Source organism: Micromonospora sp. DT43 (genome assembly GCF_049841645.1).
Classification (GTDB): Bacteria; Actinomycetota; Actinomycetes; order Mycobacteriales; family Micromonosporaceae; genus Micromonospora.
The window spans coordinates 821,787-834,644 of the sequence record NZ_JBNCKR010000001.1 but is presented as its reverse complement, the minus strand read 5'-3'; the positions used below and the strand labels follow the sequence as shown (position 1 = coordinate 834,644).

Below are 12,858 nucleotides of genomic sequence, written 5' to 3'. Positions count from 1 at the left end.
CGGCTCGCCCGCCGGGCCCGCGGGGGTCACTGCCGCAGCGCGCCCGGGGCGTCCGCCGGCACCGCCGGCTGCCGCGGGGGTACGGGTGACAGGCGGCGGTACGGCTCACCCAGGGGCGGACGCGAGTCCTCCTCGCCCCTGTTGGGCCAGAAGGACATCGCCCGTTCCGCCTGCGCGGTGATCGTCAGCGACGGGTTGACGCCGAGGTTTGCCGACACGGCCGCGCCGTCCACCACGTGCAGCCCCGGGTGGCCGTACACCCGGTGCCAAGGGTCGATCACCCCGTCGGCGTCGGTGGCGCCGATCACCGCGCCGCCCAGGATGTGTGCGGTGATCGGGATGTCGAACGGTTCGGTGAGCGAGCCACCAGGGGTGCCCCCGATCTCCTCGGCGAGCAGCCGGGTGGCGGTGTTACCGGCCGGGATCCAGGTCGGGCTCGGGGTGCCGTGGCCCGGCCCGGTGACCAGTCGACGGCCGAAGATGCCGCGCCGCCAGCGGGTGGTCAGCGAGTTGTCCGCCGACTGCATCACCAGGGCGATCACCGTCCGCTCCGACCAGCCGCGCACCGACAGCATGCGGGCGGCCAGCCCCGGCTGACGCACGATGCTGCCCAGCCAGCGCCGGACGCGGTGCGGGCCGCCGTCGACGAGCAGCGACTGGAGCAGCCCCATGGCGTTGGAGCCGCGCCCGTAGCGGACCGGCTCGATGTGGGTCTGCGGGTCGGGGTGGAACGAGCTGGTGATCGCCACCCCCTCGGTGAAGTCCAGCCGCTCGGAGCGGGCCCGTCGGTGGTCCACCGAGGCGCCCAGGATCGCCTCCGAGTTGGTCCGGGTCAGCTGGCCGAGGCGGGACGAGAGCTTCGGCAGCGCGCCGCCGGCCCTCATGGCGTGCAGGAGGCGTTGGGTGCCGAGCGCCCCGGCGGCGAAGACCACCTGGTCGGCGTGGATCACCTGCCGCCGTCGGCGCAACCAGGCGCCGGTGCGCTCGGTGTGCACCTCGTACCCGCCGTCGGCGGCCGGGCGGACGGCCGTCACCGTGGTCAGCGGGTGCACGGTGACGCCCAGCCGCTCGGCGAGCCACAGGTAGTTCTTGACGAGCGTGTTCTTGGCCCCGTGCCGGCAGCCGGTCATGCACGAGCCGCAGTGCAGGCAGCCGGTGCGTTCCGGGCCGACGCCGCCGAAGTACGGGTCGGCGACGCGCTGACCGGGGCGGCCGATGTGCACGCCGACGGCTGTGGCGTGGAAGGTGTGGCCGACCCCCATCCGGTCGGCCACCGCCCGCATGGCGCGGTCCGCCCCGGTGTCCATCGGGTACGTGGTGACGCCGAGCATCCGCTTCGCCTGGTCGAAGTGGCGGGCCAGCTCGTCGTGCCAGTCGGTGATGTCACGCCACTGCGGGTCGGCGTAGAACGCCGGCAGCGGCTCGTAGAGGGTGTTCGCGTACACCAGCGACCCGCCGCCCACCCCGGCGCCGGAGAGCACGAGCACGCCGCCGCCGGATCGCCGGGTGGCCGGACGGAGCAGGGTGAGCCGCTGGATGCCGTAGCAGCCCAGCTTCGGCGCCCACAGGAACCGGCGGGCCCGCCAGGACGTCTGCGGGAACTCGTCGTCGGCGAAGCGGCGGCCGGCCTCCAGGACGCCTACCGAGTAGCCCTTCTCGGCCAGGCGGAGCGCGGTGACGCTGCCACCGAAGCCGGACCCGATGACGAGCACGTCGTACCGCATGGACGCATCATTACTCGCGAGTAGCGCTCGCGCCAGCGGCAGTTTTCGCGCGATCATGCACCGGCCGTCCGACCCGGCGCCTCCTGGCCGCAACCCGGAGCACCCGTCGGAGCGTTGTTCCGAATACGGGTGGGAAGGAAACCACGATGATCCTGGGGTCGATGGAACCGCGTCGGCGATGGCTGGTGCTCGGGCTGGCGGCCCTCGCCGTCGTCGCGCTGATCGCGGGCGGCGCGGTGGTGATCACCCGGCTGACCGGGGACGACTCGCCCGCCGGCACTCCGGTGGCCGGCTCGCCGAGCCCGTCGCCGATCGGCACGCCCACCCCCAGCCCGACCGGTCCCCCGCCGGGCGCCACCATCACCGGCCCGCTCAATCTGCTACTGGTCGGTGTGGACACCCGGGTCAGCGTGCCCGGCTGGGAGCCGCACTCCGACGCCGTGCTGGTGCTGCACGTGCCGAAGGGGCTGGGCCGGGCGTACCTCTTCTCGCTCCCCCGCGACCTGCTCGTGGACATCCCGGCGTTTCCCAAGTCCGGCTACAAGGGCGGCCGGACCAAGCTCACCCACTCGATGAGCTTCGGCAGCCGGGTGCCCGGCAAGCCCAAACAGCCCAGCACCGCCCAGGGGTACGAGCTGCTGCGGAGCACGGTGAGCGGCTACACCGGGCTGCGGATCGACGCCGGCGCGGTGCTCACCTTCACCGGGTTCGACAAGCTGGTGAACGCCCTCGGCGGGGTGGACATCTACGTCGACCAGCGGGTCGCCTCCCTGCACCGCAAGCCGGACGGCAAGTACCGGGACAGCGCCCCCGGCGGATACACCGGGCCGCAGCAGGTCTACGAGAAGGGCAACCAGCACCTCAACGGGTGGCAGGCGCTGGACTACGCGCGGCAGCGCTACATCACCGGCGGCGACTACGCCCGGCAACGCCACCAGCAGCAGTTGGTGCGGGCCCTGACCCGCAAGATCCTCGATGAGGGCCTGGCCCGGCAGCCGGAGCGCGTCGACCAGGTGGTCGCCGCGCTTGGCGACACGCTGGTCTACGTGGGCGGCAACCGGATCGTCGACCTGGCGTACGCGCTCGGCGCAGTGCCGGAGAACAAGTTCGTGCTCGTCGGCCTGCCCGGCTCGGGTGTCGGCAAGGGCAGCGCGTACCAGGGTGAACAGCTCACCAGCGAGGGCCGGAAGTTCCTCGGCGAACTCCGGGCCGGCCGCGCCGACGCGTACCTCGCGGCGCACCCCAAGCTGGTCGTCAAGACCTGACCCAGCGCGCCAGGGTCCTCGGCTCGACCGAGGACCCTGGCCCGAGGTCCTAGAGCTTCTTGGGTTGGGCGGGCTTCTTGGTGCCGTTGAGCCACGCCTCGAAGAGAGCGTCGAGCTGCTTGCCGGAGATCCGCTCGGCGAGGGCCACGAACTCGGCGGTGGTGGCGGTCCCGTTGCGCTTCTCCGCCGCCCAGGTCTTGACGATCTGGAAGAACGCCTTGTCGCCGACCGCCACCCGCAGCGCGTGCAGGGTCATCCCGCCACGCTGGTAGACCGACTCGCTGAACAGGTCCTTCATCCCCGGCTTTCCCGGCGGGGTCTTCCACACCGTGGCCGGCACCCGCTGGTAGCGGATGTCGAACGCCTGCTTGGCGGTGTACTGCTTGGTGTGCTCGGCCCACAGCCACTCCGCGTACGTCGCGAAGCCCTCGTTGAGCCAGATGTCCTCCCACTTGGCCAGCGCCACGCTGTCGCCGAACCACTGGTGGGCCAGCTCGTGGGCGACCACCTCGGTGTTCTCGCCACGGCGGAAGAAGCCTGCCGAGTAGACCGGGCGGCTCTGCGTCTCCAGCGCGTACGCGATCCGGCTGTCCGAGACGACCACACCGCCGTACGCGTCGAACGGGTACGGCCCGAAGACACTCTCCAGGTAGTCGGTCACCTTGACGGTCTGCGCGATCGACGCGTCCGAGGCGCCCTTGGCCACCTTGGTGGTGACCGCGCTGTAGACCGGCTTCCCCTTGTGCGTGCCGGTGGTGATCCGGAACTTGCCGATCACCACAGTGCTCAGATAGCTGGCCATGGGGGACTTCTCCGACCACTTCCAGGTGGTCCAGCCGTCAGTGGTGGTGTTGCCGCCCGGCACGCCGTTGCTGACGGCGGTCAGGCCCTGCGGGACGGTGATCTCGAAGTCGTACGCGGCCTTGTCGGACGGGTGGTCGTTGACCGGGAACCAGGTGCTCGCCGACTCCGGCTGGCCCAGCGCGATCGCACCGTCGCTGGTGTGCAGGAACCCGCCCTCGCCGAGCACCTCGTTCTTCAGCGGCTTCGGCACCCCCTCGTACACGATCTCCGCAACGAACCCGTTGCCCGTGATCAGGCCGGCGGCCGGCTTGATCACCAGCTCGTTCTTGTCACGACTGTGGGTGGCCGACGTGCCGTCGACGGTTACCGACTTGACTGTCAGACCGGCCAGGTCGAGGTTGAACGTCGACAGGTCGGCCGTCGCCGTGGCCTGCACGGTGGCCGTACCGGTGAGGGTGTCCTTCGCCGGGTCGTAGCGCACCTTGACCGTGTACTTCCCGACGTCGTACCCGCCGTTGCCGTACGTCGGGAAGTACGCGTCGCCGACCCCGGCCGCCCCGGCCGTGAAGTTCCGCGAGGGCGTCGGGGACGCGCTCGGCGACGGCGACGCCGCCTCCGGTGTGGACGAGTCACATCCGGACAGCACGAGCGCCCCGGTCACCAACAGACCGGCGCCCATCCGCAGCCTGTGTCGCGTTCCCCGCATCACGAACCCTCCCCGTACACCCGGTGCGGGTGGCCTCGGCCGCCCCGCGTGACCGGCGCTCCTGGCCGATCGCAGGCGGCAGCCTATCGACAGATGATCACGGCGTCGTCACGGCGGGGTGGGCGCCGCGCCGCCCACCAGCCAGGCGTCGAAGAGCGGCCGCAACTGTCGGTTCGCCACCCGCTCGGCCAGCGCCACGAGGTCCGAAGTGGTCGCGGTGCCGTTCGCCCGCTCGGAGGTCCAGGTGCGCAGGATGCGGAAGAAGGTGTCGTCGCCGACCGCCCGGCGCAGGGCGTGCACGGCGAGCGCGCCACGCTTGTAGACGGCAGTGCCGAACATCCGCTCCCGTCCCGGCTCGACCGACGGCTGTGACCAGTCGGTCGACGCGTACTGCAGCTCGAAGTTGCGCTGCGCGGTCCGGCCGCCGTCGTGCTCCTCCCACAGCCACTCGGCGTAGCTGGCGAAGCCCTCGTTGAGCCAGATGTCGCTCCACCGGTGCAGCGACACGCTGTCGCCGAACCACTGGTGGGCCAGCTCGTGTGCCACCACGCCCGGGTTGGGGTGGTCGTCGGTGAAGAAGGCGGGTCCGTAGACCGGGCGGGACTGCGTCTCCAACGCGTACCCGATCCGGTCGTCGGCGACCGCGATCCCGCCGTACGAGTCGAACGGGTACGGGCCGAAGCGGCTGGCCAGGAAGTCGACGATCTCGCCGGTGCGGGCCAGTGAGCCGGCCGCCCCACCGTTCGCCGGCAGGCCCGCCGCGACGGCGGTGACCAGGGGTCGTCCGGCGTGCTCGCCGGTGACCACCCGATAGTTGCCGATCACGAGGGTGCTCAGGTAGCTGGCCATCGGGGTGTGCTCCGACCAGCGCCAGGTGGTCCACCCGTCGGCGCTGCTCTTCGGGCCGGGCACCCCGTTGCTCAGCGCGGACAGTCCGTCGGGGACGGCCACCGCGACGTCGTAGCTGGCCTTGTCCGACGGGTGGTCGTTGACCGGGAACCAGGTGGCCGCCGAGTCGGGCTGACCGAGAGCGATCGCCCCGTCGTCGGTGTGCAGGAAGCCTCCGCCGCCCAGCTCACCGTCGGTGACGGCGGTGGGCACGCCCGCGTACTCGATCGCCACCGTGAAGGACCGGCCGCGCGGAAGCCCGTCGCGCGGGGTCACCACCAGCTCGCCCTCGTCGCGGCGATGCCTGGCGCGCTCGCCCGCGACGGTGACCGCACCGACGTCCAGGCCGACCAGGTCCAGGTTGAACCGGGACAGATCCTGGGTGGCCGTCGCCGTGATGGTCGCCCGACCCGTGAGCCGGTCGGTCACCGGGTCGTAGCGGACGTCCAGCGCGTAGTGCGTGACGTCGTAGCCGCCGTTGCCGTGGCCCGGCACGTACGGGTCACCGGCGTCCGCGGCGCCGGGTCGGAACCCGCCGTCGTCGTCGCCCGTGCAGCCCGCCGCGGTCAGGGTGACGGCGCAGCTCAGCACCAGGGCGGCGGCCAGCCGGCGGCGGGACGGTGCGCGTCCGCTCAGGACCATGCACGACTCCTTCTGCGCCATCCCCGGGTCAGGACGAGCGTAGCCAGCGAGACGCCGTCCGATGCCCGTATCGGGGGCGACCCCCGCTCGCGGCGGACGACGAAAGGCCGGCCCAGCGGGATCGCGGGGCCGGCCTTTCAGCGTCAATGAGGACTTCTCAGCGGTCGAGGACCAGGCCGACCTTCTGGAACTCCTTGAGGTCGCGGTAACCGCACTTGGCCATCGCCCGGCGCAGCCCGCCGAACAGGTTGAGCTGACCGTCGGCCTCGTCCGCAGGGCCGAAGAGCAGCTGCTCCATCGACCCGAGCGGCTCACCGGCGACCTCGAACGCGCCCCGGGGCAGCGACGGGTGGCTGGCCGCCGAGTGCCACCAGGCACCGCCCGCGGGCGCCTCGTCGCAGAGCGACAACGGCTCGCCGAGCATCACCGCGTCCGCGCCGCAGCCGAGGGCCTTGGCGATGTCGCCGGAGGTCTGGATGTCGCCGTCGGCGATCAGGTGCACGTACCGGCCGCCGGTCTCGTCGAGGTAGTCCCGGCGGGCCGCCGCGGCGTCGGCGATCGCGGTGGCCATCGGGACCCGGATGCCCAGCACCGACTCGGTCGTCGACCACTCGTCGCCGCCGATCCCGACGATCACGCCGGCCGCGCCGGTACGCATCAGGTGCAGCGCCGTCTTGTAGTCGGTGCAGCCGCCGACGATCACCGGCAGGTCGAGGTCGGCGATGAACTCCTTGAGGTTCAGGGGCTCGTCGGTCGTCGACACGTGCTCGGCCGACACGATGGTGCCCTGGATGACCAGGATGTCCACCCCGGCGTCCAGGATGACCGGGGCCAGCGCCAGGGTGTGCTGCGGGGAGACCCGCACCGCCACCGTGCCGCCACCGGCGCGCAGCTCCCGCACCCGCTCGGCGATCAGGTCCGGCCGGATCGGCTCCGCGTACACCTCCTGGAGCCGCTTGGTGGCGCGGGCCTCCTCGTCGAGGCCGGCCAGCTCCTCCAGCACCTTCGTCGGGTTCTCGTAGCGGGTCCAGAGCCCTTCGACGTTGAGCACGCCGAGACCGCCGAGCTGACCGAGCCGGACCGCCGAGGACGGGCTCATCGTGGCGTCCGAGGGGTGCCCGACACAGGGGATGCCGAACGGGTACGCGTCGAGCTGCCATCCGGTCGAGACGTCATCGACGTCCCGGGTCCGGCGGCTCGGCACGATGGCGATGTCGTCCAGGTGGTAACCGCGCTGCGCGGTCTTACCCAGCCCGATCTCGACCACGTCACGCATGGGGGACTCCAGGTTGTTGGGGGATGGTCAGCGGGTGTGGTAGTTGGGCGCCTCGACGGTCATCTGCACGTCGTGCGGGTGGCTCTCCTTGAGCCCGGCTGCCGTGATCCGGATGAGCTGACCGCGCTCGTGCAGCTGGGCGATGGTGGCCGCGCCGCTGTAGAACATGCCCTGACGGAGACCGCCGGCGAGCTGGTGGACCACCTGCGCGAGCGAGCCGCGGTAGGGAACCTGACCTTCGATGCCCTCCGGGATCAGCTTGTCATCCGAGCTGACGTCGCCCTGGAAGTAACGGTCCTTGGAGTACGACTTCTGCGCGCCGCGGGTCTGCATCGCGCCGAGCGAGCCCATGCCCCGGTACGACTTGTACTGCTTGCCGTTGATGAAGATCAGATCCCCGGGGCTCTCCTCGCAACCGGCCAGCAGGCTGCCGAGCATCACCGAGTCGGCGCCGGCCACCATGGCCTTGGCGATGTCCCCGGAGTACTGCATGCCGCCGTCGCCGATCACCGGCACACCGAGCGGCCGGCAGGCCCGGGCCGCCTCCATGATCGCGGTGATCTGCGGCACCCCGACCCCGGCCACGACCCGGGTGGTGCAGATCGACCCGGGGCCGACCCCCACCTTGACCGCGTCCGCGCCGGCCTCGGCGAGCGCCCTCGCGCCTGCGTACGTGGCCGAGTTGCCGCCGATGACCTGGACCTGGGTCTCCCGCTTGAGTCGGGAGATCATCTCCATGATGGCCCGGCTGTGGCCATGTGCGACGTCGCAGACGATCACGTCGACCCCGGCGTCGATCAGGGTCCGGCCCCGCTTGTACGCCTCGTCGCCGAAGCCGATCGCGGCGGCGACCCGCAGCCGACCCGAGTCGTCCTTGCTGGCGAGCGGGAACTGCTCGCTCTTGGTGAAGTCCTTGACGGTGATCAGGCCCCGGAGCCGACCGTCGGCGTCCACGAGCGGGAGCTTCTCGACCTTGTGCCGGCGCAGCAGCTCCAGCGCGTCGGGCTTGCTCACCCCGACCGGCGCGGTGATCAGCGGAGTCCGGGTCATGACCTCGTGGACCGGGGTGTTCAGGTCGGTGACGAAGCGCATGTCGCGGTTGGTGATGATGCCGACCAGCTTGCCGGCGGCGTCGGTCACGGGCAGCCCGGAGATGCGGAACCGGCCGCAGATGACGTCCACGTCCCGCACGGTGTCCTCAGGTGAGCACGTCACCGGGTTGGTGATCATGCCGGACTCGGAGCGCTTGACCAGGTCGACCTGCTGGGCCTGGTCCTCGATCGAGAGGTTGCGGTGCAGCACGCCGATGCCACCCTGCCGGGCCATGGCGATCGCCATCCGGGCCTCGGTCACGGTGTCCATCGCGCTGGAGACGAGCGGGAGTGCGATGTCGATCTCGCGCGTCAGTCGGGTGCCGGTGTCGATGTCGTTCGGCGCGATGTCCGACTCGGCGGGCTGGAGCAAAACGTCGTCGAAGGTGAGCCCGAGCGGGATGACCCGCGCCGAGCCGGCCGGCAGCTCCGGCAGGTGGCCGCCGATCTCGCCGGGGTCGGCCCCGGTCAGCTGGTCGGCGCTGGGCGAATTCTCCACGATTGCTCCCATGAGCTGCTCGGACGGGCTTCAGCGAGGTGGCGCGCGGGCACCGGCGCACGCCGGGCTGACGGCATGTGCGTTCATCGTACCCACTGAGCTGCGCCGCCCCGGTCGGTGCCGGCGCGGGTCCGCGAGGCCACCAGGAGCGGCGCGGGGACGCGGCGCGCGGGGGTTGGGTCTACGGTGAGGGGGTGCACGACGAGCCCATCGACCCGTTCAACGGTGACCCGGCCGACCCGACCGCGGGCCTGGACGACCCGGGCGACGACGCGACGCCGGATCCGCTGACCGACGTCGAGCGGCAGGATGTGCTTGAGGACCTCGCCGACCTGGAGATCTACCAGGCCCTGCTGGCGCCCATCGGGGTGCGCGGCCTGGTCATCGAATGCGAGGACTGCCGGGAACCGCACTACTTCGACTGGGACCTGCTGCGCGGCAACCTGCGGCACCTGCTCAACTCGGGGCGGCCCCGGGTGCACGAGCCGGCGTACGACCCGGATCCGGACCACTACGTGACCTGGGACTACGCCCGCGGGTACGCCGACGGGGTGCACGACACCCTGACCGAGGGCACCGAGGACGACCCGGGCGCCGCCACCAGCGCCGAATGATCGCTGGCTGACGCCGCCCGGGGCTTGGTCGCGGGGGTGGTCAGGAGACCAGGCCGGCGCGGAAGCCGGCGGCCACCGCGTGGGCGCGGTCCCGGGCGCCGAGCTTGCGGAACAGCCGGCGCGCGTGTGTCTTGACGGTGTCCTCGGACACGAACAGTTCCCGGCCGATCTCCGCGTTGCTCTTGCCCTCTGCCATGCCCAGCAGCACCTGGAGTTCCCGTTCGGTGAGCCCGATCGAGGCCCGGTTGGGGCGGGCGTTCGGGGTGGGCCGGGTCGGGTCGGTCTGACTGGTACCCGACCCTTCGGTTCCGGACTCGACCTCGTCGTCACCGCGCTGCACAGGCACCGATGCCACGCCCGACGACCCGTCGCCGTTCGCGGCCGTCCAGCCGGGTTCGGCCGAGCCGCGTACCGATGGCGCGGAGCGGCCCGAGCCACCGACCGCCGCCGTGTCCCGGGCCGGGTCGGTGACCCGCTGCCGGGAGGCCCGGCCAGGTGCGGTGAGCAACAGCAGGGCCTTGGCCACCGCGCTGGTCAGGTCGTGGTCGGCATTCTGGATCAGACCCCGGGCGCCGGCGCTGATGGTGGCGGCGGCGGCCTCGGACTCCTCGGCGCCGAGCAGCAGGACCGCGGCCTGCGGCGCGCGGGCCAGCACCCGGCGGACGAAACCCGCGCTGTCCGGCCGGGTGAGGGCCGTGTCGGCCAGGATCACGTCGGCCGGCCGTTCGGCGAGTCGCAGCATCACCTCGGGATCGGAGACGGCGGTACGGACAATCGCGGACAACCCCAGCCGGGCGGCAGCAGAAGCGAGGTGCTGAGCCGCGAGCGGTGTCCGAACGCACACAAGAACGGTACGCACTGTGGTGGTCTCCTCTCCGCACACGAGCAGACCATGACGGCGTCGGCTGGGGAGGGGGTTCCCGGCAATCATCTGAACTTTTCCGACAGATGGGGCAAAAGCCGCATCTTGTCGGGCGTTTTGGATCACAGACGTGTGAGCGGGCGACGGCCCGGGTACCGGGAGGTCCAGGCCGGGAACGGTGCGCCTGCGCGGCCCGCCGCCCGGAAGCCGGCCACAAGGATTCTCGCGGTGCCGCGCGGGAGGAGGGGTGCTGATGTCGAACGTACGTAGACTGCCCGGACCCATCGTCGATCTCTGGGACTGGCAGCGGCTCGGTGCCTGTCGAGGCCGGGACAGCGCCCAGTTCTTCCACCCGGACGGGGAGCGGGGCTCCTCCCGGCTGCGGCGGGAGTCCGCCGCCAAGTCGGTCTGCCGCGCCTGCCCGGTCCGTGCCGAGTGCGCCGCGCACGCCCTGGCGGTCCGCGAGCCGTACGGCGTGTGGGGTGGCTTCAGCGAGTCCGAGCGGCTGCGCCTGCTCGCCGTCGGTTGGGAGGACCTGGCCGACCGCCGGCAGATCCGGGTCGACGTGGCCCGGCTGGAGGCGCGACTGGGCCGCCCGCACAAGTCGACGGTCCCGGCTCAGCGCAACGTCGCCTGACCCCACACCGAACCCGGACGAACCGCGAACCGCGCTCCCGCTCACCGGGAGCGCGGTTCCCGCGTCCCCACGGACCCCACCCCACCCACCCAGAGCCCCGTCGATCATGAAGTTATTGCCCCGACACGCCGTCGGCGGAGGCAATAACTCCATGATCACCCAGAGGACGGGTGGGGGTGGGGGACGGGTGGGGTGGGTCAGCGGACGTTGACCGCGACCGTGTGCCAGCCTGTGGCGCCGTCCGGGGCGACGCTCTGCGTGCGCTCGGTCTGGGTCGCACCTGTCGCGTCGGTCGCCCGGACCTGGAGCTGGTGCTCACCAGGCGTGGCGTCCCAGCGCCACGACCACTGCACCCAGGTGTCGACGGACACCGTCGGGGCCAGCTCCGCCTCCTGCCAGGGGCCGCCGTCGACGCGTACCTCGACCCGGCTGATGCCCCGGTGCTGCGCCCAGGCCACACCGGCCACCGTCACCGAACCAGCTGTCAACCGGTTGCGCCGTCGCGGCGTGTCGATGCGCGACTGGGTCTTGATCGGGCCCTGGGCGGACCACCCACGCGGCACCCAGTACGCGTCGAAGTCGGCGAACCGGGTCAGCTCCAGCTCGGTAACCCACTTGCAGGCCGACACGTAGCCGTAGAGGCCGGGCACCACCATCCGGACCGGGAACCCGTGCTCGACCGGCAGCGGCTCACCGTTCATGCCGATCGCCAGCAGCGCGTCCCGTCCGTCGCGCAGCGCGGCGGTGGGGGTGCCACAGGTCCACCCGTCGACCGACCGGCCGACGACCTGGTCGGCGTCCGCCTCCGGCTGGACCTCGTCCAACAGCTCCCGCAGGGGCACGCCCAGCCAGCGGGCGTTGCCGATCAGGTCCCCACCGACCTCGTTCGAGACGCAGGCCAGCGTGACGTACCGCTCGACCAACGGCCGGGCCAGCAGATCGGCGTAGGTGTAGGTGCGCTCGGTGCCCACCCGGCCGTGGATGCGCAGTCGCCAGCTGTCCGGGTTCACCTGCGGCACCACCAGGGCGGTGTCGATCCGGTAGAACCCGAGGTTCGGGCTGACGTACGGGGCGAGCTGGGCAAGCGACAGGTCCGCGCCCGCCGGCACGGCCGGTGCGGGGGCGACCGGTGCGGGCAGCCGGATCGCGTCCCGGGCGGCGGACACACCGCGCCGCCCGGCCAGCCAGCGGCCGCCGAGACCGGCCACGGCGGCCGTGCCGAGCAGCACGCCGGTACCGGTCAGGAACCGCCGGCGCGACTCCGGATCGACAGTCGCGACAGGCGCGGCGGGAGTCACCGGCACCGGCGGCCCGGCAGGCGTCACCGGTCGGTCAACAGGCCCGGCAGGCGACACCGGTGGGGAGCCTGCCGAGTCCGCGGCGGTGGGTGGGGTCCAGGGCCACGGGGGGTCCAGCTCGAACGGGCCGTCGATGAACAACCAGAGCACCAGGGCGCCGAGCCCGCCGCCGACAAGCGACGGCAGCGCGTCGAAGACGTCCGCGCCGGAGCGGGTCAACGCGGCGGCCACACCGACGGCGCCGAGCGCCGCGATGCCGGCCAGGCCGAGGGCCAACCGGCGGATCGCCAGCACTCCGAGCAGCGCGGCGAACCCGCCCAGCAGCACTGCCGTACCGGTCAGCAGGGCAATCTTGTCGGCGGTACCGAAGACGTCGATGGCGAACTGCTTGAGCGGCTCGGGGACGGCGTCGACGACCACCCCGCCGACCGCTACCAGCGGCGCCGACCGAGGGCCGGTCAGCACCGCGACAGGCTCAGCGGTTCCGATCGCGACGGCGGCGGCGGTGACTCCGGCCAGCGCGGCGTACCGCCGCGACGTGGTGCTCATCGG

General features: G+C 72.1%; 9 protein-coding genes and 2 pseudogenes. 3 read left to right on the top strand and 8 right to left on the bottom strand.

Annotation, left to right across the window (positions count from 1 at the left end; translation table 11 throughout):
* Nucleotides 1-26 precede the first annotated feature (26 nt).
* Nucleotides 27-1,724: an FAD-dependent oxidoreductase gene (locus ACLQ26_RS03895; RefSeq protein ID WP_425743097.1), complete on the bottom strand. Its 1,698-nt coding sequence runs from the start codon at nt 1,722-1,724 to the stop codon at nt 27-29.
* Between the two features lie 146 nt (nt 1,725-1,870).
* Here ACLQ26_RS03895 and ACLQ26_RS03890 point away from each other — a divergent pair, with 146 nt between their 5' ends.
* Entirely contained in the window at nt 1,871-2,989 is a 1,119-nt protein-coding gene (locus ACLQ26_RS03890; RefSeq protein WP_425743096.1) for an LCP family protein, read from the top strand.
* Between the two features lie 49 nt (nt 2,990-3,038).
* Here the strand turns inward: ACLQ26_RS03890 and ACLQ26_RS03885 are convergent, their stop codons facing one another.
* From ACLQ26_RS03885 to guaB, 4 genes are all read right to left on the bottom strand, one after another.
* Nucleotides 3,039-4,499 carry a M1 family metallopeptidase gene (locus ACLQ26_RS03885; RefSeq protein ID WP_425743095.1) on the bottom strand — a complete coding sequence of 487 codons (1,461 nt, stop codon included), beginning with the start codon at nt 4,497-4,499 and terminating at the stop codon, nt 3,039-3,041.
* 108 nt (nt 4,500-4,607) lie between these two features.
* Nucleotides 4,608-6,029: a M1 family metallopeptidase gene (locus tag ACLQ26_RS03880; protein WP_425743094.1), complete on the bottom strand. Its 1,422-nt coding sequence runs from the start codon at nt 6,027-6,029 to the stop codon at nt 4,608-4,610.
* A gap of 157 nt (nt 6,030-6,186) precedes the next feature.
* Nucleotides 6,187-7,305, bottom strand: coding sequence for a GuaB3 family IMP dehydrogenase-related protein (locus ACLQ26_RS03875; RefSeq protein ID WP_363680331.1), 1,119 nt, complete (start codon nt 7,303-7,305; stop codon nt 6,187-6,189).
* Nucleotides 7,306-7,332: 27 nt separating this feature from the next.
* Complete coding sequence (gene guaB, locus ACLQ26_RS03870; RefSeq protein WP_425743093.1) at nt 7,333-8,895, bottom strand: IMP dehydrogenase; 1,563 nt, start codon at nt 8,893-8,895, stop codon at nt 7,333-7,335.
* A gap of 194 nt (nt 8,896-9,089) precedes the next feature.
* Between guaB and ACLQ26_RS03865 the strand changes: the two genes are divergently transcribed.
* Complete coding sequence (locus ACLQ26_RS03865; RefSeq protein WP_425743092.1) at nt 9,090-9,509, top strand: DUF5319 domain-containing protein; 420 nt, start codon at nt 9,090-9,092, stop codon at nt 9,507-9,509.
* A gap of 40 nt (nt 9,510-9,549) precedes the next feature.
* On the opposite strand, the pseudogene ACLQ26_RS03860 reads toward ACLQ26_RS03865, so the two are convergent.
* Nucleotides 9,550-9,747 (bottom strand): annotated as a pseudogene (locus tag ACLQ26_RS03860) (response regulator transcription factor); the annotation flags it as partial.
* Nucleotides 9,748-9,930: 183 nt separating this feature from the next.
* Nucleotides 9,931-10,368, bottom strand: a pseudogene (locus ACLQ26_RS03855) (helix-turn-helix transcriptional regulator); the annotation flags it as partial.
* Between the two features lie 256 nt (nt 10,369-10,624).
* On the opposite strand from ACLQ26_RS03855, the gene ACLQ26_RS03850 reads away from it, so the two are divergent.
* Nucleotides 10,625-11,008 carry a WhiB family transcriptional regulator gene (locus tag ACLQ26_RS03850; RefSeq protein ID WP_266246147.1) on the top strand — a complete coding sequence of 128 codons (384 nt, stop codon included), beginning with the start codon at nt 10,625-10,627 and terminating at the stop codon, nt 11,006-11,008.
* A gap of 197 nt (nt 11,009-11,205) precedes the next feature.
* Here ACLQ26_RS03850 and ACLQ26_RS03845 read toward each other — a convergent pair whose 3' ends face one another.
* On the bottom strand, nt 11,206-12,855 hold the full coding sequence (locus ACLQ26_RS03845) for a molybdopterin-dependent oxidoreductase (RefSeq protein WP_425743091.1): 1,650 nt from the start codon (nt 12,853-12,855) through the stop codon (nt 11,206-11,208).
* Nucleotides 12,856-12,858 lie beyond the last annotated feature (3 nt).